Below are 24,430 nucleotides of genomic sequence, written 5' to 3'. Positions count from 1 at the left end.
CGATGCCGAAACTCCCCTCCAAGCTGCAACGTCCTACCCTGGCGATGCTTCCAAGGGTCAGTGACCAACTCGCCTTCGTTTACGTCAACATGGCAAGAGTGGAACGGGACGACAACGGCGTTCACGCTGTCTTTCGCACAGAAGAGAGAGGAGTCGAAAGGGTATACCTGCCTACTGCCTCGATAGCCGCGACGTTTTTGGGGCCTGGCACCTCGATTACACAGCCCGCTTCGGCACAGATACTCCGCGACGGAGGCGTACTCATCTTGTCAGGGGAAGCGGGTGCCCACTTTCACGGGGCAGTCGCCCACAGCTCCTTGACAACAAAGTGGTTGCACTTGCAGGCTAAGCAATGGGCGGATGACAACCAGCGAACCGAGGTGGCCAAACGGCTCTACCGGCTCCGGTTCACCGACCACTCCTTGGTCGCCGACAAAACCATCGACCAGTTGCGCGGCATGGAAGGACACAGGGTCAAGAACGCCTATAGGGCCATGTCTCAAAGACATGGAATCCCGTTCAAAAGGGCCTACAACCCCCAGGAATTCGACCAGTCTGATCCGGTCAATCAAGCGCTTACGACAGCAAACCAGCTGCTCTACGGAATCGTCCACTCCACGCTTGTCGCCATTGGCGCATCACCGGCACTTGGCTTCATTCACACCGGCTCCCAGTATTCGTTTGTGTACGACATCGCTGATCTCTACAAGCTAGATGTAGCGGTGCCCCAAGCATTCGCCTCAGCAAAAGAGGATGACCCGCCTGGAGCCGTCAGGCGAGCAATGCGGGAAGATATGCGTGCGTTTCATCTGACGCGTCGAGTGGTCGCCGATATCCAGCACGTTCTCGATCCTGACCATCAGCCAGGCAGCGGCCTGCGCGAGACAGACGAGGACGGGATCGTCCATTTGTGGTCGCCTGATAGAGGGCCTCTGAAGGCCGGAGTCAACTATGGAAATGACGCAGAGGTCGGGTGACGATGGCTGGACACGCAACCATGATCCTTACAGCGGTTCCGCCAAACGTACGCCACGCCTTGACCCGGTGGATGATTGAACCCGCGGCAGGAGTGTTCGTCGGTTGTGTATCAGCAAGAGTCCGAGACAAGCTCTGGGCTGTGGTCGAAGAGGAAACGCATGGCGGTTGGGCGCTGCTGATCCATCCCGACAACACCGAGCAAGGTTTCAGCATTCGATCCTGCGGAGAAGACAGGCGGCATATCATCGACTTGGATGGCATCCAATTGGTAGCTCTACCAGCACAGCACCTTGACAACCCAGCAATTCCGAAAAAGGCAAAATCACCCTCCTAAACCTCCAGGTCACGGAGGGTTCTCCCCGCACTCGCGGGGGTATGCCTTGACCCAATCGAGCATCGCTTCGAGGTCGGCAGTTCTCCCCGCACTCGCGGGGGTATGCCCATCTGCTGGGACCAGTACCAGACCCACCTGGAGTTCTCCCCGCACTCGCGGGGGTATGCCATCAGCGCCAGGGCCAGCGCTATCACAAAGTCGGTTCTCCCCGCACTCGCGGGGGTATGCCTGTTCAGAGTCCCGCTGTCGCTGGTCGGTGCGGGTTCTCCCCGCACTCGCGGGGGTATGCCCTTTGGAGATCAGCCCCGGAATGCGCTCAGCCAGTTCTCCCCGCACTCGCGGGGGTATGCCCAGAAAGAGAAACACTAATGAACTGGTTTGATGGTTCTCCCCGCACTCGCGGGGGTATGCCCTACGACTTCTCCAAGTCCCCATTGTGGAACGAGTTCTCCCCGCACTCGCGGGGGTATGCCCTAACGCGCTCAGTATTGGCGTAACCGTATGAGGTTCTCCCCGCACTCGCGGGGGTATGCCCTAGATTTCGGGCCGACTCGCGAAGGCGGGCGGTTCTCCCCGCACTCGCGGGGGTATGCCTGAAGTAAGGCGATTGATTGCCGATTTCGACGCGGTTCTCCCCGCACTCGCGGGGGTATGCCCAAGATGCCCTCCATCACAGTGTCGAACGGCACGTTCTCCCCGCACTCGCGGGGGTATGCCCCAGGTTGTTCCATTTTCGGTAACCGGTTTTCCGTTCTCCCCGCACTCGCGGGGGTATGCCCGACGCCTCCAGCGCCTGGAGGTTGGCCTGGGCGTTCTCCCCGCACTCGCGGGGGTATGCCCCAGGTTGGCCGTCGATCCGCACCATGCGCAGCGTTCTCCCCGCACTCGCGGGGGTATGCCCATCGTCCACACCGCCCAAAACCTCACCGACCTGTTCTCCCCGCACTCGCGGGGGTATGCCCGAGGGCTTCGGCGTGCCCGTCATCGAGGGCGCGTTCTCCCCGCACTCGCGGGGGTATGCCCTTCGATCTGCTCGCAGCAGTCCGCGAGATCGAGTTCTCCCCGCACTCGCGGGGGTATGCCCGCGGTCGTCACCATCACACCCTCCCCCGTCGGTTCTCCCCGCACTCGCGGGGGTATGCCCGACCACGACGCCGACAGGTCCCCGGTCAACAGGTTCTCCCCGCACTCGCGGGGGTATGCCTAGCGGCCGCCCTGGGAGATGGTGCCGCCCTGGGTTCTCCCCGCACTCGCGGGGGTATGCCCTCGGGGGATCGGCTCTCGGTCACCGCCCGGCCGTTCTCCCCGCACTCGCGGGGGTATGCCCGATATAGGGGTGGGCGGGGGCTGTCAAGGCTTGTTCTCCCCGCACTCGCGGGGGTATGCCTCCACCACTCAACTTGAGGGTCGGGCAGGTTGGTTCTCCCCGCACTCGCGGGGGTATGCCTTCGGCTTGGCTGGTAATTAGCGCTAGGCGGTGGTTCTCCCCGCACTCGCGGGGGTATGCCCGACACTCCGCTCGATTTCAGTCAGGATGAGACGTTCTCCCCGCACTCGCGGGGGTATGCCTGCCGATGTTGGCTTCCCTGATGAATTTCACGAGTTCTCCCCGCACTCGCGGGGGTATGCCGGATCTCGGTGTGGCGCCGCCCCATCTTGTTGTGTTCTCCCCGCACTCGCGGGGGTATGCCCGGGCAAGGGGCTCTACACCAAGTGGTGCCGCGAGTTCTCCCCGCACTCGCGGGGGTATGCCCACCGGTTGGAAGAACGCCCCGTCAGCCCCGTCGTTCTCCCCGCACTCGCGGGGGTATGCCACGAGTACTCCTGCCCGTCGAACATGAACTGGTCGTTCTCCCCGCACTCGCGGGGGTATGCCTCGGGGCAGGTGACTGTCACCGCCTGTTGGTAGGTTCTCCCCGCACTCGCGGGGGTATGCCCGAGGCGTAGGTCGGGGCGGCGTCGGTGTCCTCGGTTCTCCCCGCACTCGCGGGGGTATGCCCGGGCCCCTCGACACCGCATCGCCGGACGACGAGTTCTCCCCGCACTCGCGGGGGTATGCCCGTATTCCAGTCGACCGGCATCACCTGGCCCGAGTTCTCCCCGCACTCGCGGGGGTATGCCCGACGCCGCCACCCGGGGGCCGGGCACCCTGTAGTTCTCCCCGCACTCGCGGGGGTATGCCCGACAGCAACGTCAACCGGGCCATCAAACACCGGTTCTCCCCGCACTCGCGGGGGTATGCCCTAGTGGCCCAGGCCCAGGCTGGAACGACAACAGTTCTCCCCGCACTCGCGGGGGTATGCCCATGATGGCGGCGCGCAGCCCGTAGCCCTGCATGTTCTCCCCGCACTCGCGGGGGTATGCCCCAGACGTGGGCCGACAAGATGGCAGCGGCGACGTTCTCCCCGCACTCGCGGGGGTATGCCCGAGATACGGGGCCAGATCGGCCTGGACCCCGAGTTCTCCCCGCACTCGCGGGGGTATGCCTATCTCGGTGTCGGTCACGACCCAGTGTGCTGGGTTCTCCCCGCACTCGCGGGGGTATGCCCCCCGAACACAAATGAATGGAGATAACCGATGGGTTCTCCCCGCACTCGCGGGGGTATGCCCACCCAGGCCGGGCTCATCTTCGAGCAAGACGAGTTCTCCCCGCACTCGCGGGGGTATGCCTGTCGCTCATGATGGAACCGGGCAGCGTGCACCGTTCTCCCCGCACTCGCGGGGGTATGCCCGCCGTCGTCGGCAAGATAATGAGCTACGACCTGTTCTCCCCGCACTCGCGGGGGTATGCCCGAGCTCATAGACCAGCTGTCGGCCCGAACGCTGGTTCTCCCCGCACTCGCGGGGGTATGCCCATCCACGGCATCACGGTGGTGCGCACCCAGGGGTTCTCCCCGCACTCGCGGGGGTATGCCCGAGCCCCAGATATGGGAATTTCTGGACTGCAAGTTCTCCCCGCACTCGCGGGGGTATGCCCGATAAAGGGCGATGACGGAAGCGACGCGACGGGTTCTCCCCGCACTCGCGGGGGTATGCCCATGATCGAGGACGGCACCCTGGATCAGCAGTGGTTCTCCCCGCACTCGCGGGGGTATGCCGACCAGCAGGCAGGGAACGTGGTAGCAGTGAAAAATTCTGATCGCGTAGTGGTCGCTGAATTCTGCGCTGTCGAAGTAGCCCGCGAGATTCGATGTGACGTGCGCCTGTATAGAAGCGGACTCGTATATGCGGTGATGCGGCTCGTCGCCGCTGAGGGTCGCGTACGCCCCAGGGAACTCGAAGACCCGTGTTCGCCGATGGCCGCTGATCGTGCAGTCCGTCGCGACACCGGTTGCCGAGTACATCATCTGTGCTCCTGCCAGCGTGAAGCTGTGGGAATCCGAGGGGGGCTGCAAGGACCGCAGCCGGTTCTCCGGTGAATGCGAACTCCGGCCCATCTCAATAGCTCCTCTAGTGCTCACGCCGAGCATTCAGACCAGGCGGTTGGTCCTGAGCGCGCCGCCGCGCCATGACATCGCCCGAATCTTTGGTCACCGAGGCCGGGACCACTTCCCCATCGTATGGCCAGCGGCTTCGGGTGCGGCCCCCGTTTTGGGCAAGGCGTAGGGATTGGTCGGTCATCACCCGGCGGGGTGCGACTTGTGGATGACCTGTTGGTCGCGTCGATCAGCCTTTTGAGTCCGCTGCTGGCGCCACGCCTACTACTCCTGTGTCCACCCAGCGGGCGAGCACGCTAAACGCTTTCCTCTGATGCCGCATATCAGCCAATAGCAACTCTCTGAACGGCCTTACCCTTTCCAGTGCTCTGCGGCAGTCGACCAACTCGGCTGCGCTGCTTCACTCCTCGCCGTCTCTAGCTGGATCGGATCGCTAGCGGTGCTCTTCGCCCCACAGGTCGGCGTCGAGGGCTTTTTCGAGTCTGGCGATGGTGTCCATGTCGGGCCAGACGGTGCCTTTGAGGATGTTGGTGATGGTGGTGATGGACAGGTCGGATGCGGCAGCGGCTTTGCGGGCGGAGCCTGGTCCGCTGTTGTCTGCCCGGTTGCGTGCCAGGGCTTGGTGCAGTCGCTTGGCGATGCCCTGGGCGAGCGCGGCCGACGGGGGTGCCTGTTGGCTGAGGCTGGCGGAGTGCCATTCCTCTGCGGTGCCCCAGTGCCTCGGCGGAGGTTTCGGCTGTCGTCCAGGCACACCACGACTCTATGACTTTATTAGCGAAGGGGTGTGACATTGCCTGTCTGCGGTATCGGCAATCGGCCTTCTTTTCGGGCCGGGGAAGTCCTTTTGACCGCTCGGTTGAACTGCGGAAGTTGCCTCTCTGCGCCTCCCTCGATGGTGCCGCAGAACCGTTTTGACAACTCGCCGGAAGTCGGCTTATATGGGGGTCCACTACATTTGACTATCAAGTCCGTCGTGGATTTCCCCCGTCAGGCCCATTGGATTTCGACAGGCACAGCGGGGCAGACGCGACGGATATCACCGCAAAAAAGCATCGAGGCATCCCAGAAGTCTTGACGGACAGGGATGCCTCGATGGTGCAACCTCAATGAGGTCTCAGTGAAGGATAACACCGCAGACGCCACGACAGGTCAAGGCGGCAGCACAGGGCCGGAGCTGCGCTTGCCTTGCGTGAGCGGCAGGGCGCACCGGGGCGGTCCTGATAGCAGCCTTGCGGGCACAGCCAGCGATGGGCGGCGGCACCAATGAGCAGGCCGAGACCGCCCTGCGAGAGACCGCGGAGCGCGGGGAAGTCCGTACCAGTGTTCGCTGTTTGGCCGGAACAGCAGAAAAAGGGATTTTTTCCTGGGTTTTGGGTTTACGGGGCCATCCTTGGAATGAGAGCAAAAGTACAGCCGCACCCCGCCTCAGCAAAAGACAAGGGTGCGGCTGAAAAACCAAGTAGGTTCGGATGCACCGTATCTCTTCCAAAAGCCCAGCTCAAGGCGGAAAAGAGTTGGACGCTTCCCGCCTGTTCGACCCTGATGGCGGGCAGCCGTTGGTGCTGCGGCGGGCGAGGGTGCTTTTCGCAGGCTGGCAGTTGTCGGTGAGCGGAAACGACGAGCTGGCGGACTGGAAAGCCCTGCTGGGCGAGGCGCTAAGAACCCGATTCGCGTCCAACGAGTCCACAGCCAAGCGATCTGTAGCCGAGTTGCGCCGCTTCTTCCGGTATCTCGTTGCTCGGGACGCGAACCGCTGGGCGGACGTGACTCCCGAGCTGGTCGACGACTGGTACTGGGCACCGCGCCCTGATCGCAGGGGGCATGTGCGGCCAGCGAAGACGACCTCAGCCCGCAACAGGCAGTGGGCCGCCCAGGCGATTCTGGAAGAGGCCCGCTCGCTGGGGGCACCTGTCGATCCCGCTGGTCTGGTGGGCGAGCGGATCAAGCCCCCGCAAATCGCGAGCCAGGCAAGGCCGCTGACCGCCGAAGAGGCGCGCCTGGTTCAGACGTATGCCGACTGGGGTCTGGCTGCTACCCGCAGGTCGCTGATCGTGCCATTCGCCTTCGCCGGGGGAACCGCCGCGGAGATCGCCGGTGTGCGGATGTGCGACGTGGACCTCGACGCGGCAACGGTCGAATTCGCAGGCCCCGAAGCGCGCACCAACCCGCTCACCGGGTGGGGCGCGGAGACAGTCGCCCGATTCTTGCGTCTGAACCCGCCCGCCGATGTGGACGCGCTCATCTGCGTCAGCGGCAGGACCGGCCCCCGTCTGGCCGCTCACTCTGTCACAGACCGCCTCGGGGACGTGCTTCGCGATGCCGGTCTGTCGGGACGGGCCGGGGTGACTCCCCGCTCGATCCGGCTCACCACCGCCCGCCTCATCCTCGAAACAGAGGGAATCGTGTCCGCAGCCCGCTTCCTCGGATCACCGTCTCTGGACAACACGGCCCACGCGCTGGGGTACTCATGGAGACACCGCGATGCCCGGTAGGAGGAATCCCTGCCCGTTCGCAGAAGGCGAGCCGGTGAGGGTAGCCGAGGTAAGGGGCCTCGCCAGCTCAACGGACACGGAGAGGCCCGAACGGAAAAAGAAGACCTACAACAAGATCACCAGCAAAAGAGTCAAGAGGTCGATCTTCCAGTTCTTGGAGTTTCTGGTGTGCCACGAGGGGATGCTGGAGCTGGCCGCCGAGATTGACGCGGAGATCGGCCCGCCACCCGGCCAGGTTCGTGGGGGCCGCAGGCGTGATTATGTTGTGATGGACATAGTGGTCTTCGACGTGGCGCGCTGGTTCTTCCGCACCTACGTCGCGGTCGAGGAGAACCTCGCCGATCCTCTGGAGTGGGCGCGGCTGCGGCTGGCGAACAGACGCGCCCACCCCAACCGGCCCGATCTGCGGCTGTCGGAGACTCCGCCCACCAGGGGACAGCACTGGCGATTCCGAAAAGATCATCTGACCGAGGAAATGAAGGAGAGGGTGCGGGACGGGCTGCGAACACTCGCAGTCCAGGCCGGGATTGAGGTGGGGATACTCCCCGCCATAGCGCACGACTCATGGACCAACCCCGAACACTTCCTCGTGGGCGACGGCCTGTACCTGCCCGCCCTCTTCAAAACACCCGCGTGGAAGGCGACCGACCCCGCCACCGGCACCACCAAGAGGACCGACCCAGAAGCCCGCCCCTACCAAGGGTACGACTCCAACAAGGTCGGCTCAGTCGGATACACCGCGATAAACATCTCTGGTCGCGCCGACGATCGTCGAAAACGCATCGTCTTCGACTGCGACCTCAAGCCAGGCGGCACCGAACCCGACCTCAGCACAAGCCCAAAAAGCGAGGCGGACATCGCCACCGACCTGTATCTCGGCCTAGTCGCCGACTACAAGGAAGAGATGGAGACCAACCGGGGCCTCGGCTACGACATGGCGATGCGATCAGTCAACATCGACCGCATCCAAGACGCAGGGAAAATGGCCCCAACGAAAATACCGTACAACCACAAGGGCGCGCCCACAGAGATCACCGTCGGCGAACAGAACTTCAAGACCGTTACCGGCAGGAAAGAAGAGCACGTCGTCTACGGAGTCAACGGAACCCCCTGCATCATCATGCCCGACGGGACAGGAGAGCTTTGGTTCGTACCCCTCAGACGCGTTCAAACCAAGAGGACAAAGCGCGAGAGCGGCAAATTCGTGTTCCACGGGATATGGGAGATACGCAAATCCAAAACGAGTCTCCAAACGCAAATAGTCCCCAAAAGACTTGAAAAGGCAACGACGATCATCCGCCACAACAGCAAAGAAAAAGAGCGCGATCCCGGACCCGGCAAACGACACAGCCGCCGCACCATCGGCCTCAGCATCATCCCCGAATCAGACCCAGCGTTCGAGATACCCAACGGCAAACGACAAGACTCCGAATCGCACAACAGCGACATCAAAGCACGGCTCCGCTACGAACGATGCCCCACCACCACAAGAAAAAACGTCCACTTCACACTGCTCACAAACCAGCTGCGAACAATCATCACAGCACTAATAGCCCACAGCCAGAACAACCACGCGACCCTCACACGCTTCTACGGCAACCACAAGCCCCAATCAAGAGGCAGCCCCATCGACCTCGACAAGCTCGACGAAGCCCTAGCAGCCTGACCCCCACCCAACCAGCGCGCCCCCAAACCCCACCACAACACCCGACGAACACACACTGAGCCGAAACCGCCCACCAGGCCGCCCCCAACACCTCCCCAAGCAGCCCGCCACCGGAATCAAGCCCCTCTCACATTGAATCGCGCGACCATTCGCGCGTACCCCTGTGCGGACGGTGATCCGGTGGATCATGCACAACGGTGGTTTGCGTTCCTATGAGCGCAGGCGGTCGCCTCGGAATTTGTCGCTGGCCGAACGCGAGGAGATTGCGGTCGGGATCGCCCGGGACGAGTCGGGTGCGGTGATCGGGCGTCGTTTGGGCCGGGCGTGTTCGACGATCACCCGGGAGATCTCGCGCAACGGTGGCCGCCAGCGGTATCGGGCCTCGGTGGCTGACCAGCGGGCCCTTGATCAGGCTCGCCGCCCCAAGCAGCCGAAGCTGGCGCGCTGCGAGCGGCTTCGACGCGAGGTCGAGGGGCGGCTCCAGCAGCGGTGGTCTCCCGAACAGATCTCAGCGCGTCTGGTGTTGGACTTTCCCGACGACGCGGCGATGAGGATCTCACACGAGGCGATCTACCAGTCGCTGTTTGTCGGGTCGCGTCGGGCATTGCGGCGCGATCTCTCCAAGTGCTTGCGAACTCGCCGTGTTCACCGGCGCCCTCGCGGCCGCCGTCAGGGAGGCCCGCTCAAAGACATGGCTCCGATCGCCCAGCGGCCCACCGAGGTCAACGACCGGAAAACGCCAGGACATTGGGAAGGCGATCTCATAATCGGAAAAGGCGGCCGCTCCGCGGTCGCGACCCTGGTCGAGCGAACCACCCGGTTCACCATGCTGGTCCGCTTGCCCTATGGCCGTACGGCCGGTTCGCTACACGCCGCGCTCACCACAGCGTTGCCGAGCCTGCCCGATGGATGGGTGCGCAGCCTCACCTGGGACCAAGGCAAAGAGATGGCCGATCACGCCCAGATCACTGCCGATACCGGTGTCCCGATCTACTTCTGCCGGCCATCGTGCCCATGGCAGCGCGGCACCAACGAGAACACCAACGGCCTGCTGCGCCAGTACTTGCCCAAAGGAACCGACCTCTCACCGATCACCCAACGCGAGCTCGACCAGATCGCCGTCGAGCTCAACAGCCGACCTCGACGGGTTCTCCAATGGATGACACCATTGGAGGTATTCAACCGAACTAGTGCAATGACCACATGAGAGCGCCCACAAAATTCCTGACAGACCCCTGACAAACCCAAAGTCTCAGGGTATTTTTGGGTCTGCGTTTGGATGCCGATGTCAGGGTGGTTAGTTGTGTTGCGCAAACGGTGGTTTGGGTCCGGTTTGGGACTCCTGGTTGTATTGGGGCTGGTTGGTTCAGCGTGCGGAGGCAACGGGGGGTCTGAAGGGTTTGGCGTGGGTTCGGCGTTTGAGATTGGTGGGGTGTCTGAAGGGTTTGGCGTGGGTTCGGCGTTTGAGATTGGTGGGGGGTCTGAAGGGTTTGGCGTGGGTTCGGCGTTTGAGATTGGTGGGGTGTCTGAAGGGTTTGGCGTGGGTTCGGCGTTTGAGATTGGTGGGGGGTCTGAAGGGTTTGGCGTGGGTTCGGCGTCGTCCTCTGAAACATGTCCACAGGCTAGAGAGTCCCAAACGAAAGGCTGGATTACAAGGCATGTCGAATCACTGAAATCGTTCACAACCCTTCTCGGCAAAAGTACAACTCCCAAATCACAGGGTGGAATCGCGAGCGACAATGTGAATCTGTCACAGGACGGATGTTCTCCAATGTCCGAAGATTCTGAGGCAACAAATAATTCATTTGTGTCAGCAAGTATTCTTGTGACCGAAGCAATCATCGCAACCACAAATTCTATTTTTGCAGTCCGACCAAGTTCAAACCGACAGGCATCAGATTCCTCTGCAACATGTCCAAAGTCTGAAAAGTTCAAACTGGGAGGCTGGCGTACAAAGCACGTCGAATCACTGAAATCATTTGCAACCCTTGACGGCAACAATGTAGATCCCAAATCACAGGGTGGGATCGTGAGCAGCAAATGGAATCTGTCGCAGAGCGGGTGTTCTTGGATAACTAAAGATGCTAAGGCAACAGACAATTCGTGGGTATCAGGAAATGCCCTTGTGAGTGGAAGAGCTCACCTTGAAGACCAAGCAGAAGCAAGTGACAACGCAACAATCGTGGATAAGGTGCACATTTACGACAATGCGAAAATATATGACGATGCAAGAGTCGGCAGCTACGATAATCACACAACTCGTGTGTACGGTGAAGCACACGTTTACGGTGACGCTGAGGTCGGGGCAGACTCAGACATTTACGGGAATGCCGAAGTCTACGGGAATGCCGAAGTCTACGGGAATGCCCGAGTCTACGGGAATGCCCGAGTCTACGGGACAAGCGATAGTTCCAATTACTTCCGAATAAACGGAAAACGTATACAAATCACGGGAGCTAGAGTCTACGGGAATGCCGAAGTCTACGGGAATGCCAACGTATACCAGAATGCTGAAGTGTTTGGTGAAGCGCGTATTGGTGGCGATGCAAAAGTTCACGGCACAGCTCGCATATTTGGCGATATGGAGGTTCTAGCTGGCGAATATGATGGCTACCAGGAGTATAAACGGGCTGCAGAAGAGATATACAAGAAGGCATTTGATGAAACCAAAGCTAGGTTCCGAAGTTGCGAAAAAGTGATAGGCGGCTATCCCGATCCAGATAAGGCAGCGAGTCAACTGGCAAGGGATTATTTGGCACGGCCCTTTACAGGTACTGGCAGTGGTCCTAAAGGATCTAGCAGTGACTTTGCTGAAGCGCTGAATACAGGCTGTAGGCAAATCGAACTGCTTCTGGAGATTTTGCGAGGATTGAGCAGTGGTGGACCATGGGCCTTCGCGGCGACCTTCTTTCTGAAAATAGGTGCTGTCGCCCGATTGACTGGCTTTGCTGGGCAACTTATGAACCTAGCCGACACGGCAAACGACCTTATTGCAATTGTTCAATCATCGAAGATGTTGGATCAGCTGAATGATTCTCTGGCTGAAGCCTACAATTCAGAGGAGTCATACGGATTCAGCCGCTAAATCAAGTGTTGTGCAGATGCGCGGACTGCGTTCTGTCTGCATGAGAGCGCCAGCCCAACTTCCAGCAATTGACTGCGTCTTTTGTTGTCTCTGCATCTGCTTGTCGCCGAGTTGGCAATCAGCCGCCCCCTCCGATTGCCCGCCGCTGACGCAGCACCTCGAGGTTGTCGTGCGGCACGGGGTCGTTTGGGGACAGCCATGCCGTTTGTTGCCAGTCCGCCTCGGCCGACTCGAACTCCTCCAGGTGGTACCACGCCACACCTCGCTTGAGGTAGGCGTTGGTGTTGGTCGGCTGCGCCTCGATCAGGTCGTCGAGTCCGGCTTGTGCCCGAAGAGCCCACACAGGGTCATCGGAGAGCCGGAAGCCCTGCAAGCGCACTTCGGCCAGCGCCAGCGAGACCAGCTCATTGCCGGGGTTCAATGACTCGCCGCGGCGGATGCGGGCCTCGCCCCGTGCGATGAGTTCCGAGTCGTCGGCAGTCTGGAGCAGAACGCCCATCAAGATGTAGGGCTCGTCGTCGAACGAGCGCCGGTCGGCAGCATCGGATAGATGGCGGTACGCCGCCTCGTAGGTCTTAGCGGTGCGGGCCCGCTCGAAATCGTGGTCGTTGCGCATCATCGACAATGAGTTCGCCACCGACCCCAACACCACGCACGCCGCAGCAATCGCGACCAGAAGCGACCTGACTGGCCTGCCCCTCACACCGACCGCAGCAGCAACAATCCCCGCAAACAGCCAGAACACCGCATCGACAGCGGGATGGGGAAAGAACACCTGCTGTTGCACTATGTAGGCCACCATCCCTGCGCCCAAAGCAGCGGGCGCCGGCTTCGACGACGACATCGCCTTGACAGCCAGCACCCCTACCGCGGCCAGCACCGCGAAATACAACACCGCCGCCACCACACCCGATGACACCGCGAAGTCGAGCAGACCACCGTGGGCGCGGTCGATGACACTCTGTCGGCCGAATTCCCTAACCGTGTTGGCGCCCACCCGTTCGGAGTATTCGACCAGGAACATCTCCGGGCCGGCGCCCAACAGGGGACGATCGGCAATCGTGTCGAAGGCAACCTCCCAGATCGCCACCCGGCCCCTGAGTCCGAAACCGAGCTCGCCCCACCTGCCTATCGCTGCGGTGGCAGCCAACAGCGCTGCTGTGCCAGCGATTACCCAGTACCGCAGGGGCTTGGAGGACCTCGCCGCTGCGAAGACGGCTGCGGTAACCCCAAAGGCCACAATCGCGCCTCGAGACTGCGACCCGACCAGCATCACCCCGCCCAGCCCGCACGCGGCCATCGCAGGCCACCGCCACCGCCCGTTCAACGCCGCTGCTGCGACGCATAACGGGCCGACGAGGAGCACGAACGAGGCCAGCACCGACGGGTTGCCCAAACCCGACCGCAGCCGCCCCTCGAATTCCAAGGCTGCGAAGGCCCCGCCGGCACCGGCGACTTCCAGCATCGCTAACAACCCGGCCGCAAGCACCGCCACCACGCTCAAGTGCATAACCGCCGCTTCCGCCGATTCGCCCCGCCGCCATCGCAGCGATAATCCAGCCACGAACGCTGCTGCTACGCACAACCACATCAAAAGACCGCTCATCCGCTGCGGCGCGCCCAACAAAGAGCGCTCCCACGCTGGGCTCAACAGCGTCGAAACCCCTACGACCATCAGCGATGCACTTGCTACCGCTGCGATCCTGCCCCAAGGCACAACCACGGCCCTCGCCCGCACCAGCGAAGCTCCGAGCAGCACCACCCCGAGGCTTGCTGCCAGCACCTTCACTGCCAGAAGGCCCGAGCGGCCGAACGGGTCGAAAACAACAGGCACAACCACCACCAGCAGACCCAGGCCCGCTAACTCCACAGCTCCCAGCCCGCCCTGCTGCGACCTGTTCAACCCGCGGGCTCCTATGCGCCCTCTCGAAGCGCCAGCTCTGTCACGATTGTTCATCGCCTGAGTTCTCCCCGAACCTCGCAGAATCGGTCTATCAGGTGATGCCGTCTGGTTCGCACTCTTCATGTGTGCCCAGCTGAGGCTTCAACCAGTCTTCGGGCTCGAGTAGCTGACCGCCCGTGAGCGGGGCTAGGGCTAGACGTGGTTTTGTACCGCATTCCGCGCCAGATCCGTAGCGCTTGGCGAGGGGTCTAGTCGAGGGCAATCTCGTCGCAACGGCCGGGCGGCGATACCGGGTCGAACACTCTGGGCTGCTGGACGAACCCGGTGCCGGGCCGGCCGGTTAGCAAGTAGGCCTCTATAGCGTCGGCGGTGGCGGAGGCAGCTGTCCGGGTGTATTCGTTGGTGGCAAATAGCGCGGCCTCAGAGGGGTTGGAGAGGTAACCGTACTCAACCAGCACCGCAGGAACAGACGGCCCGTGGATCATCCCGTAGGCATCGCCGCCCTCCGGATAAAACACGCGCAGCACACCGGCGTCAGATTGTCTGCTCCACGCAACTCCCTCAAAGCTGCCCAGTGCGGTGGTGATCTCTTCATACAGCAGTCCGCCGAGGCGGGCCGAGTCGGCTCGGGCCTGCTGGGCCGACTCCGACTGGATGTACACCTCGGTGCCCGGCGTGTCACCAGTTCTCATAGTGGGCGCGTTGTGGTGGATTGACACTAAGGCCTCAACCCCCAACACATCCGCCAGCTCTGCTCGCACCGACAGGCGGACCCCGTAGTCGCCTGTCCGGGTGGACACAGCGGCAATGCCGCGGTCGGCAAGCTCGGCTAGCACCGCGTCGCTCAGCGCCAAGTTCAAGTCGCGCTCGGCCAAGCCGTTGGGCCCGACCGCGCCGGAATCCCACGTGCCGCCGTGTCCTGGGTCCAAGACGACCCGCACCCCCTCGACGGGTATACCCCCGGACACCTCGGCAGTGTTGCCGCACGGTGTCCGCACCAAGAGGCCGCCGGAGGTCTGCTCTAGAACCACCACCGGCACCCCAGACCGCGTGAACACCGCCTCCGGAACCCCGGCCGATCCGTCGGGCGGTTCGGCGCTTGGTCCCGCAAACAAAGCGGTGTACACCTCGCGGGTGTCACCCGCCGACAATCCCTCGCCGAGGTACCTGCCATCGACGTGGATCTCCCAGTGCAGATGCACTGCCCGGTCGGCGAAACCGGCAGCGGCATCATCAGTCCCGCTGTTGCCGATATACCCGACCGGCTGGCCGGCGGCGACCCACCCACCTATCTGGATTGCTGGATCGATCGCCTCAAGGTGGGCGTAAATCGAAATGACGTGGCCCACGCCATCTATCGCACCGTGGTCCATCACCACGTAGTTGCCGTACAGCATGACCAGCGTGTACGGCGGAGTGCCCTGCACCTCATGGGCTATGGACAGCACCTCGTTGAAGTCCACCACAGTAGGGGTCTTGTAGTCGCCCACCGCCACTACAACCCGCCCATCCAAGGCAGCCACAGCATCCCGCCCTCTCTCTGGGCAGCCAAAGTCCACGCCTTGGTGAATCCCCGACCGATAACTGCGCGCCGAGTTCGGCATCAAAGCCGGTCTGCCCAACGGAGGCGGCTGACAATCGCTGGGCACCACGAGATGTGGCGCCAACTGCTCTGCAATATCCAAAGCCACCTCCAACGACAACGGCTCCCGCTCCAAGACCAGCACCACCGGCTCAGGCTCGGGAGCGCTCGTCGGCACCGGCTCGGGACTCGGCTCAGGCAAAGCCGTGGGGACAGGCTCCGGGTCGGGTTCAGAAGTGCCAATCGGCACTGGTTCTGGGCTGGGCTCTGGCGAGCTTGCTACTGGGGGTTCCAGATCGGGCTCAGAAGTACTAGTCGTCGTGGGAGTTGGATTGGAAGCCAAAGGGTCAGGGGGTCGGCCATCAGAGGACACATCGGAGCCCGCACTGTCGGATGGCGCAATTTCAACGCTGCCTTCTTGAGATTGCCCTTTCGAAGATGCACATCCCGATAGGCCAGCAAGAGCTAGGCCAAGCACCACGAACACAACAAGCTGCGACCTCAACAACAACGCCCTCATTGAAAGCCTCCGAATGACTGGTAGGCCAGCACCCTAAACGTCCTCGTGTCTTCAAGAAGGGTCGTCAGAATATGCCCCATATCCGGAGAGAGTCATCCAGCCTGCTGGCTGAAACGGTGATCCGTGCAAGATGGGGTCGGGTGTTCGGAACAAGCCAGGCGCTCAATTTCATCTTAGAGGCCAGCAAGCCGACAACCCGACCTTGTTGCCCCGCTCTACTCCCTGCGCCCCGACCCAATTTTCGCCGGCCGCCATTTCGCAGGGTCGCTCTTTGAGGCAGGTCGAAGCGGGGCATCAGCACGCTCGGCCTCGGGACGAGACGATAGACCGCGCTGCGGTAATCAACCCGGCAATGCGACCCGGAGCGGGTAGGCAATGGGCACGTCAGAAACAATCAGAACGCGCCCGCCTCTACTAGGTCGACCACACGCTGACGGAACTCCGCCGGATAACCCCTCGGTGCCTAAGAACCTCCCACGGTCCATGACAGCAGAATCCATCTTCACCCCTACGCAAAGCCGTGGAACACCACTGCCCATTGCCCCGGGAGGCTCAGTGGGCATGAATCGAATCAACAGTGGCCGGAGTCTGCGGTATGGCCGTGAGCTTCAGCTGCCCAAGGAGCGAAGCAATTGTCTGTCCTTCGTTTCCTATCCTGCAGGTTCAGAGGCGTATGTATAGGGGTTCACATCACCAAACTCTGAAGCCAAGAGACCCCAGCAGGCGACAGTGCCATCGATTCTGAGTCCACATGAGAACCCACCGCTGTTTCCATTGCTGGTAGTGATGGAAGTGTATTGACCTTCCGGTGCGTCTCTAACGATGTCACTGCCAGCACCCCAGCAGTCCACAGTTCCGTCGGCTTTCAGCCCGCACGCATGGGTGTCTGAAGTGCTGATTCCGGTGAACTGGCCTCTTGGAGCTTCGGCGGAGTAATACCGGCCCCAGCATTCGACGGATCCTTCGGTTCTCAGCCCGCACGTATGCCTGGTATCGTCCACCGAGAGGGCGGTGAATGTACCGTCTGGGATATCGATCCGATCCCACGAATCGAGGATCCCAGCGCCCCAGCAGTCGACAGACCCGCTAATGGTGATGCCGCAAGGGTCGGCCGATAGGCCAGCTGAGATAGCGGTGAACCTACCCTCTGGAACCTCAGCGCCGACGTGGCCCCAGCAATTGATTTCACCGCTGGTCCGCAACCCGCACATGAATTTGTCGCCAGGCACGATTGCGGTGAATTGGCCATCAGGGGTTTCAACCGGTCCGTACACCCGGTCTAGGGCTGGGGTGCTGCTGCATTCGACAGTGCCATCTGCCCGCAATCCACACACGAATCCACTTGTTGCGGCGGAGGTGAACTCGCCCTCTGGGGGGTTTGTGCGGATGTTTCCCCAGCAGGCAATAGAGCCGTCGGCTCTGGTAGCGCACGAGTGGTCTGCGTAACCAGAGATGGAGGTGAATTCGCCGGCGGGCGCGGTTGACTGACCTCTACCGTTGTCGCCCCAACACTCGATACTCCGGTCAACTCGAATGGCGCATGTATGACGCGACCCAGCAGAGATGGAGGTGAATTCGCCAGCGGGCGCGGCTAACCGACCCCAACCGTTGTCACCCCAACACTCGATACTCCTGTCAACCTTAATTCCACACGCATGCCCCCAGCTGTGCGCGAGGGTGGCATAACGACCCTCAGGGGCAGCAAGCGCCTGCAAATAGTAGCCGTCCCCTGAGCATGCGACTGTTTGGTCAAGCCGAATTCCGCACAAATCCCACCCGCCTGCTGCGATGGCTGCAAACTGTCCAGGATGTTCATCCGCCAACCTGTTCATCTGTCTATTCTCAATTATGCCGCTTGTTCCAAGGTTTCTTCCCCAACAGATAGGTGCGCCATCAGTTGCTAGCCCGCATGCGAAACCTGCGACGCTTGCGGTAACTGCTGTGTAGGTACCCTCTGGAGAGTTCCCCGGGCTTGTAGGAGAAAAATGCTGGCCCCAGCACACGATGGTTCCGTCTATTTCAAGGCCACAAGAATAGGTAGATCCGGCTGAAACAGCGGAAAACTCCCCGTCGGGCACGTCCGCCAATGCATGTTCGTGGTACCCCCAGCAGGTGATGGTCCTGTCGGTGGCGAGTGCGCAGGAATGGCTAGATCCGGCCGAGACTGAGGTGAACTGGCCCTCAGGAGCATCCAACACATAGTCGGGAGAGTCGCCAACGCACTCGATAGCTTGGTCGACTCGGATTCCGCACAAATGCCTCCCGCCGGCCGAGATGGTGGTGAACCGACCGTCAGGAGTTTCGAACCAACCAGTGTGAGTGGGGTTCCAAGTTTCAATTGATGTGTAGTGCAGGCCCCAGCATTGGATCGCACCTCCCAAACTGATGGCGCAGGAATTCCGCGCACCGGCTGAAACGGCGCTGTATTGACCGGCAGGTGGAGTTGCCTGCCCTGAAGAGTTCTCCCCCCAACACACAATGGTGTTGTCGATCTTGATAGCGCACGAATGACCCCTGCCAGCAGACACCGCGCTGTATTGGCCGGCAGGTGGAGTTGCCTGCCCTGAAGAGTTCTCCCCCCAACACACAATGGTGTTGTCGATCTTGATAGCGCACGAATGATCCCAGCCAGCAGACACCGCGCTGTATTGGCCGGCGGGTGGAGTTGCCTGCCCTGAAGAGTTCTCCCCCCAACACACAATGGTGTTGTCGATCTTGATAGCGCACGAATGATCCCAGCCAGCAGACACCGCGCTGTATTGGCCGGCGGGCGCGTCGGTCTGGCCGACACCATTCCAGCCCCAGCAAGTTATGGTGTTGTCGATCTTGATAGCGCACAAGAAAATCGAACCCGCTGTAATTTCAGTGAATTCCTCGTCGCTGGCAGGCGGTTGTACCTCCCAAGGATTCCAACCGTCATCTGCTCCAGCACTGCTATACCAGCAGTCGATGGCACCGCTGGCACCTAGGCCGCATGTAAAGGTGTCTCCAGCGGCGATATCGGAATAGCTTCCCTCGGGCTGCCGAACAGAGTAATCGTGGTATTTGCAGTCAAGCGGATAGCTTGGATCAATTGCGAGCGATCGGCAATTGTGCGGCACATATCCCCAGCAAAAGGCCGTGCCGTCGTTGCGAAGACCACATGCATGGTTGCTTGACGTTGAGATGGCTGCCCAGGGGCCTTCTGACACTCTAGGAGTGCCTCTATTTGCGGGTTGGATAGTTGGCTGGGGGGTGGGGCCGCCGACTTCGGGGATGATGGGGGGGAGTTGGGGTTCTTCGACGTCGTCGGTGTGGGCGCGGTCGAGTTGTTCGATGGCGGCTACGGGATCGATGATGCCGTAGCCGAGGCTGTTGGTCCGGCGGGGGTGGGTGCTGGCGGTGGTTTTGAGGGCGTCGGCGATCTCGTCGGGGCTGAGTTGGGGGAAGCGGGCCTTAATGTGGGCAACCGCGGCGGCGACTATCGGCGTTGCCATCGACGTGCCCGGTACGTAGTCGGTTCCGCCAGGCACGGTTGAGATGATGCCGCTGTATGGCCTGTTGCCGTCTCCGGGGGCGGCAACGTCTACGTCGCCGTTGGCAGTACTGAACAGCGCAGGAGTCATGTTGTAGTCGGTGGCGGCGACTGCGATCACTCCGGGGTAGTCGGCTGGGTGTTGTTGTTGGTTGTGGAAGTCGCAGCCGCTGACGACATCCCAGAAGTATCTCAAGTTGCCGGACCTGTCGTTTTGGTCAGCCCGCAGATACCACATGAGGTTGCCTTTGCTGTCGGTATCGAATAAGCCGTCACCGTCGGTGTCCGCGTTCTCCATGATGCGGTCGTCGCCGCAGTTGCCCGCCGAGGCGACCGCCACGATGCCCTGGAGGCGGGCAACATCGAGCGCCCATTTGACTGTGTCAGTGCCCAAAATGACATGGGTAGTCACTTTGGCAGTCACCAGAACGACCCTCACGAAGTCGCCGACATCTTCGTAGTCTTCTCGGACCTGTTCCTCGATGAAGTCCTCGTCGGTTTCGGGGTCATGTCGGGGAGTGCCCCATTGCAGTGACATGTTGATCACGTTGGCGCCGCTCTTGCGGGCCAGATCGATCGCCTGGGTCAGCGTCGGCACTATATTTTTGCAGGCTTGGTCCAAGGGGTTGCCGTTGGCATCGACGTCTGCGGTGAAGTGAACTTTGATCGGGAGGATCTTCGCTAGGGGGGCGAGCCCGGCCACGTCCACGCCGTTGTTTTGCTCCGCGGCCACCAGCCCGGCCACGTGGGTGCCGTGCGACCCGTTGGGGTTCCGATGGCAGCTATCGCCGCCTATGAGGACATTGTCGTCGAGGTCGCGGTGCGAGCCATCCACTCCGTCGTCGATTACCGCGACGACGATCTGTTTGCCCGCGGGCCACCCCTGCACCCGGCGGCGGCTGTTGTCGTAGACCCACCCGTCGGGATCCCACAGTTTCTCCGCGCCCATTGCTTCCCAATGCCACCAGTCATTCGCCCCATAGCCGTCCTGGTCGAAAGGCGGCTGCGGGACATGCGCTGTTGCCGGCTCGATGTCAACCGACGGGACCCCCACCGCGAACACCGACGCATCGCCCGCAAGGTCAACTCGTAAATCCGACAGACTCCTCCCCCCCAACTCCACGTACTCAATCAGCGCGCACCCGCCCTCAATTCGCCCGACTTCTGCCACACCGTCGAACGACTCGGGCAACACAACGTCAGGACAAACCGCATCGGGGTCCAGTGTCTCCACCGCCTCCGCCAGACGCTCGAAGTACTCGGCCTCCAACTCATCCTGGCCGTCGACCCCAGACACTTCGGGAACCGCGGGCGCTTCACCATCCCCGTTCCCGCCGCCGCACGCCGACGCCACCAACGCGAACACAACCACCAGCACACAACGTCGCGCCCAACGCACTCCAGGCACCATGAACCCCCTTGTCGTCTTCCTCAGGGCCGAAAGCCTAAGCCAGCACCCACCCGACCAGCTACCCCGCACACCCGACAACTTCGACTTGAACAATTCCATGGCCACTAAGACGAACCCAACCCCCACACCAGTTCCCAACCAACACAAAACCTGTGAACCCCCCCCCCCCGCCAGCGTGAGTCCTATGGGGTTCGGCACGGCATTCGCCGCTCCAACGCTCAGCACACAGCAACCGGCGATCCCCGCGGGTCGCCTCCGGCAACTGCGCAAGGCGCACTCGGCGAGGGGCCAGCGCGTCCCGGTTCATTGCCGACGCGCCTATCGACCCTGCGGTGTCCGAAGCATTGCCGGGCCGATGCCCTCTCCGCTGTCTGCGGCCTCGCGCCCCGGCCGAACGCGCCGACCCCCGAATTCGCCGCCGACAGGGTAGGCCTGTGCGGGGCGTCGGCGGGCGCGGGGCGGGGACGCAGGGGGCGGCACGGGATAAGGCGATATGCGTGGTCGTGATAGGCCCGTTGCGCAGCTCTTTCAAAGTTTGGGCCGAGTTGAACCCGTCTCTAGCTGCGTTCACCGCGGAAAGCGGCGGCTGAGACGAGTCGGCCCCAAGGGTGTCTGCTACTCCCAGTCCTGCTTAGGGTTGCAGCCAGCGTCGATCATGTCGGCCCATTCGCTGTAGTTCAGGTAGCCGCCATCACCGGCATATGCCTCGCGGAGGGCGTTGCAGCGCTGCCGTTCGTGGTGCGACTCGCACCCCTCGATGATGACCAGCGAGAAGAGCAGGATGGCGATGACCCACACTCCCAGCACCAGCAGCACACGGGAGTTCGTGAAAAATCCGCCGCTTCTTGTTTCATCTGTTTGAACCATGCTGGCTTGCTACCACACTCAGACCTGCCGACTCCAGAGAGTGGCACCAAGCAGTGCCGCCTCGCTGGACGGTGTGGCGGCCAACGGGATAAGCAGGCAGTTTCCACTCCAGTGCAATGCAAGTGGGTGCGCTGCATCCGTGACGCTCGGCACCCTTCCGGGGCTTCCCTGCTGGCAGTGATGGTCGCTCTGAAGGGAAAGCGGATCCAGTGAATTGGCTAAGCGGCTGGATCGGAAAGCCGCCGAGGTCATAGCCGAGAAGGAGCGGCTGCTGGTCGCCGGGGAAGTCCGTTGTCTTGTGAAGGGGTGCGAGGGCGGCTTGCTGGCGCCATATCCCGACAAGCGGGACACTTGGGTTTGCGGCCGACGGATGGCTGAGGCTGAGGCGAAGGCGAGGGCCGAGCACGCCGAGAAATAGGTGGTCTGATGGCTCCCCGCCACTACCCGCATGAGTGCGGGCGGTGCGGCGCTAGATTCCGCTCCCGCCGAGACGAGAGCGGGTTCTGATGGCCTGGCCTGTGAAGTTTTCCGACTGCCGCTAACGCAGCCCACCACTCGTTGCCAGAAGCCTTCCCGTTGGAGGCTCTTGCGGGGCCGGTCTAATTTGTTTCTCAAGAAGGCGGAACACGGAGAACGCGATGGCAAATACGCACTTGGACGACGTTGTTGCCTGCGTGTACCGGGACAAGGGCCGCGATCTGGTGGATGCCCGCTGGCTCCTCAACAAGGCGGAGATTCCAACGCCGAGCGGGCGCAGGGTCTGGCAGACCCAAGAGGTTGCCGAGGCTGTGTTGCAGCACGAGCAGCGCGTACAGGACCAGATGCAGAAGCTCTCCGGGAGCTGATGTCCAAGCTTCGGGCGATCCCTGCTTTGTTCGGGTTCCTTCCGTGTCCGTTTTCTTCGCCGCCTTCCCGGAGGTGACCCGTTTTGCGCCTGTATGCCTACACCGTCACAACTGACTCCGGTTTCGCCCCCAACCCTTTCCACGGCTATTGCACCCTCGCCACCTGCAAATCAGGTATTCGCAAGCGTGCGGACATCGGCGACTGGGTTTTCGGTGTCGGGTCTGTGGACATGGCTCAATACGGCAAGCTCATCTTTGCCATGAGAGTAGAGGAGGCGATGTGGTTCGACGATTACTGGGCCGACCCGCGCTTCCAGCTGAAGAAGCCAAACCCTAACGGCACCGAAGAGTCGCGGTGCGGCGACAACATCTACCACCGCTTCCCTGATTCCGGCGACTGGGTTCAAGCACCCGGCTACCACAGCCTCGACAATGGCTGCCCAGACCCACTGAATGTCGAAAAGGACACAAAGTCACCCCGAGTTCTCATCTCGCAGCATTTCGCCTACTTCGGCAGGAACGCTCCCGACATCCCCGACCACATCATGTCCCACGACGAAGTAGACCGCTTCAAAGGCATCCGCAACTACCGCTGCAACTTCCCCCAGGAGCGCCACATCGTCGAATGGCTCCAAGACCTGACACGATCCCCAGGCATCCACGGCACCCCCACCCACTGGAAGTCCGCCGACAAACTTTCCTGCTAGTCCCAATCAGCCCAGCTTCGCCGAATCGGCCTACGCCGGTTGCCGAAAGGGGCGCAGTACCGCCCCGCTGGTTGGTGTAGCGGCCAGCGGGCTAGCCGAGCAGTTTCCCTTGCAGTGCTTCGGCTGTGGCTGCGTCGGTCCCGATTGTGTCGTCGTCGGCGATCTGCCGGTCCATTTCGGATTCTTGGGAGCGGGCCTACTGGGGAGGAACGTTAGTGTCCGACGTATTGGCCGAACGGGTGGCCTACCTGTCGGAATATGTCGTCGCAGTCTGAAGGCTGGACTCCTAGTAGCTGGAGGAAGGCGTGGCGCATAAGCCATTGCAGGTTGATGAGGACATTGTGGCGCTTCCACCTGCTGGCTGTCCTGGGGTTGGTGTGGGCGATTTCGTTTCTTGCGTCTCCGGCGTCTGACACCAGTGTCGGGTGTATGGCGAGCACCCTGGTTGCTGGTTCGCCGCAGATGTCGACAAGGTCTTGCAATTTTTGTTTGATCGGCTTCTGCTTTTTCCTGCCGAGGCGTCGGGATACCTCGTCGCGGTGCTCCTCAGGTGTCTGTGAGATGAGTTCCTTCAGCACTGTCCCGAGTTCTCGGCTGTCCTCGACGGTGCCGGAGAACAGGGCGGCGTGCAAGTTCTCGAAGGCGTTGAACAAGCGCCGCAGCGCTTCGTCCACGTCCCCTGTCCCTGTGATCGCCTGCGATTCAAGGAAGTGCTCAAGGGCATCGCTTAGCTTGGGGTTGTTCTTCAGCTCCAAGTAGGCGCTCAGTAGGGCTGTTAGGTCAACGCCCTTCTCTTCGAGGGCGGTGCGGGTCACGAGCATGTCCAGTTGGCGACCGCGGGGACCCTTTTCTGCCTCTCCTTCGCCTATGTGAACCGGCGCTTGTGGGAATCGCAGATTGACAGTCTTCTCAACGCCTTCTTCCCGTCCAACGGCGACTCGGGCTTGGACACTGGTGATGTTGCATTGGCTGAGGGTGAGCAGCGATAGCAACTCCCCCAAGGGGAACGCCCATTTCTGGGCGATGTCCGAGATTGCGATCTTGTCGAAAATCGTGAAGGCCGCGGACAGTTCCACATTGAACGGGCCT

Annotated in this window: 16 protein-coding genes and 1 CRISPR repeat array; of the genes, 10 read left to right on the top strand and 6 right to left on the bottom strand. The window is 61.7% G+C overall.

All coding sequences use genetic code 11. The features are described 5' to 3' along the window. Positions 1-2: 2 nt before the first annotated feature. Both cas1e and cas2e read left to right on the top strand, forming a co-directional pair. Complete coding sequence (cas1e, locus tag ACOGXH_RS00945) at positions 3-977, top strand: type I-E CRISPR-associated endonuclease Cas1e (RefSeq protein ID WP_419927241.1); 975 nt, start codon at positions 3-5, stop codon at positions 975-977. 2 nt (positions 978-979) lie between these two features. Continuing rightward, positions 980-1,312: a type I-E CRISPR-associated endoribonuclease Cas2e gene (cas2e, locus tag ACOGXH_RS00940; RefSeq protein ID WP_419927240.1), complete on the top strand. Its 333-nt coding sequence runs from the start codon at positions 980-982 to the stop codon at positions 1,310-1,312. A gap of 18 nt (positions 1,313-1,330) precedes the next feature. After that, a CRISPR array of direct repeats spans positions 1,331-4,411; the repeat unit is 29 nt; unit sequence GTTCTCCCCGCACTCGCGGGGGTATGCCC. A 771-nt stretch (positions 4,412-5,182) separates the two neighbouring features. Here cas2e and ACOGXH_RS00935 read toward each other — a convergent pair. Then, positions 5,183-5,500 (bottom strand): helix-turn-helix domain-containing protein, encoded by a 318-nt coding sequence (locus ACOGXH_RS00935; RefSeq protein ID WP_419927239.1) that lies wholly within the window; start codon positions 5,498-5,500, stop codon positions 5,183-5,185. Positions 5,501-6,263: 763 nt separating this feature from the next. Between ACOGXH_RS00935 and ACOGXH_RS00930 the strand changes: the two genes are divergently transcribed. The 4 genes from ACOGXH_RS00930 to ACOGXH_RS00915 all read left to right on the top strand — a co-directional run bounded on the left by ACOGXH_RS00930 (position 6,264) and on the right by ACOGXH_RS00915 (position 11,992). Further along, positions 6,264-7,241 (top strand): hypothetical protein, encoded by a 978-nt coding sequence (locus ACOGXH_RS00930; protein ID WP_419927238.1) that lies wholly within the window; start codon positions 6,264-6,266, stop codon positions 7,239-7,241. Positions 7,242-7,275: 34 nt separating this feature from the next. Continuing rightward, complete coding sequence (locus ACOGXH_RS00925) at positions 7,276-8,907, top strand: hypothetical protein (protein ID WP_419927237.1); 1,632 nt, start codon at positions 7,276-7,278, stop codon at positions 8,905-8,907. 163 nt (positions 8,908-9,070) lie between these two features. Then, positions 9,071-10,114 (top strand): IS30 family transposase, encoded by a 1,044-nt coding sequence (locus tag ACOGXH_RS00920; RefSeq protein WP_419927236.1) that lies wholly within the window; start codon positions 9,071-9,073, stop codon positions 10,112-10,114. A gap of 225 nt (positions 10,115-10,339) precedes the next feature. After that, a complete protein-coding gene (locus tag ACOGXH_RS00915) occupies positions 10,340-11,992 on the top strand; it encodes a hypothetical protein (RefSeq protein WP_419927235.1) in 1,653 nt (550 codons plus the stop codon). A 118-nt stretch (positions 11,993-12,110) separates the two neighbouring features. Here ACOGXH_RS00915 and ACOGXH_RS00910 read toward each other — a convergent pair whose 3' ends face one another. The 4 genes from ACOGXH_RS00910 to ACOGXH_RS00895 form a co-directional block, all read right to left on the bottom strand. Next, positions 12,111-13,895: an O-antigen ligase family protein gene (locus ACOGXH_RS00910; protein WP_419927234.1), complete on the bottom strand. Its 1,785-nt coding sequence runs from the start codon at positions 13,893-13,895 to the stop codon at positions 12,111-12,113. A 248-nt stretch (positions 13,896-14,143) separates the two neighbouring features. Next, the gene (locus ACOGXH_RS00905; protein WP_419927233.1) at positions 14,144-15,499 is read right to left on the bottom strand and encodes an N-acetylmuramoyl-L-alanine amidase; all 1,356 of its coding nucleotides are present in this window, start codon (positions 15,497-15,499) and stop codon (positions 14,144-14,146) included. Between the two features lie 1,148 nt (positions 15,500-16,647). Further along, complete coding sequence (locus ACOGXH_RS00900; protein WP_419927232.1) at positions 16,648-20,889, bottom strand: S8 family serine peptidase; 4,242 nt, start codon at positions 20,887-20,889, stop codon at positions 16,648-16,650. Positions 20,890-21,537: 648 nt separating this feature from the next. Next, complete coding sequence (locus tag ACOGXH_RS00895; RefSeq protein WP_419927231.1) at positions 21,538-21,789, bottom strand: hypothetical protein; 252 nt, start codon at positions 21,787-21,789, stop codon at positions 21,538-21,540. A gap of 214 nt (positions 21,790-22,003) precedes the next feature. Here ACOGXH_RS00895 and ACOGXH_RS00890 point away from each other — a divergent pair, with 214 nt between their 5' ends. From ACOGXH_RS00890 to ACOGXH_RS00880, 3 genes are all read left to right on the top strand, one after another. After that, the gene (locus ACOGXH_RS00890) at positions 22,004-22,207 is read left to right on the top strand and encodes a hypothetical protein (RefSeq protein WP_419927230.1); all 204 of its coding nucleotides are present in this window, start codon (positions 22,004-22,006) and stop codon (positions 22,205-22,207) included. A gap of 220 nt (positions 22,208-22,427) precedes the next feature. Continuing rightward, positions 22,428-22,634 (top strand): hypothetical protein, encoded by a 207-nt coding sequence (locus ACOGXH_RS00885; protein ID WP_419927229.1) that lies wholly within the window; start codon positions 22,428-22,430, stop codon positions 22,632-22,634. A gap of 83 nt (positions 22,635-22,717) precedes the next feature. Then, positions 22,718-23,341 (top strand): hypothetical protein, encoded by a 624-nt coding sequence (locus tag ACOGXH_RS00880; protein ID WP_419927228.1) that lies wholly within the window; start codon positions 22,718-22,720, stop codon positions 23,339-23,341. A 212-nt stretch (positions 23,342-23,553) separates the two neighbouring features. Here ACOGXH_RS00880 and ACOGXH_RS00875 read toward each other — a convergent pair whose 3' ends face one another. Beyond that, positions 23,554-24,162 (bottom strand): HEPN domain-containing protein, encoded by a 609-nt coding sequence (locus ACOGXH_RS00875; protein WP_419927227.1) that lies wholly within the window; start codon positions 24,160-24,162, stop codon positions 23,554-23,556. A 6-nt stretch (positions 24,163-24,168) separates the two neighbouring features. Between ACOGXH_RS00875 and ACOGXH_RS00870 the strand changes: the two genes are divergently transcribed. Next, the gene (locus tag ACOGXH_RS00870; RefSeq protein ID WP_419927226.1) at positions 24,169-24,330 is read left to right on the top strand and encodes a hypothetical protein; all 162 of its coding nucleotides are present in this window, start codon (positions 24,169-24,171) and stop codon (positions 24,328-24,330) included. Positions 24,331-24,430: the final 100 nt, after the last annotated feature.

This window comes from Candidatus Poriferisocius sp. (assembly GCF_965208355.1).
GTDB lineage: Bacteria > Actinomycetota > Acidimicrobiia > Acidimicrobiales > Bin134 > Poriferisocius.
The sequence above is the reverse complement of the archived record's forward strand: the minus strand, read 5'-3'. Positions and strand labels throughout refer to the sequence as shown.

What these genes read in the sequence shown, in the direction of transcription:
- ACOGXH_RS00905 (WP_419927233.1), bottom strand. Translation starts at nt 15,499, where the DNA reads ATGCCGAACTCGGCGCGCAGTTATCGGTCGGGGATTCACCAAGGCGTG.
- ACOGXH_RS00875 (WP_419927227.1), bottom strand. Translation starts at nt 24,162, where the DNA reads ATGCTCGTGACCCGCACCGCCCTCGAAGAGAAGGGCGTTGACCTAACA.
- ACOGXH_RS00885 (WP_419927229.1), top strand. Translation starts at nt 22,428, where the DNA reads ATGGCAAATACGCACTTGGACGACGTTGTTGCCTGCGTGTACCGGGAC.
- cas2e (WP_419927240.1), top strand. Translation starts at nt 980, where the DNA reads ATGGCTGGACACGCAACCATGATCCTTACAGCGGTTCCGCCAAACGTA.
- cas1e (WP_419927241.1), top strand. Translation starts at nt 3, where the DNA reads ATGCCGAAACTCCCCTCCAAGCTGCAACGTCCTACCCTGGCGATGCTT.
- ACOGXH_RS00895 (WP_419927231.1), bottom strand. Translation starts at nt 21,789, where the DNA reads ATGGTTCAAACAGATGAAACAAGAAGCGGCGGATTTTTCACGAACTCC.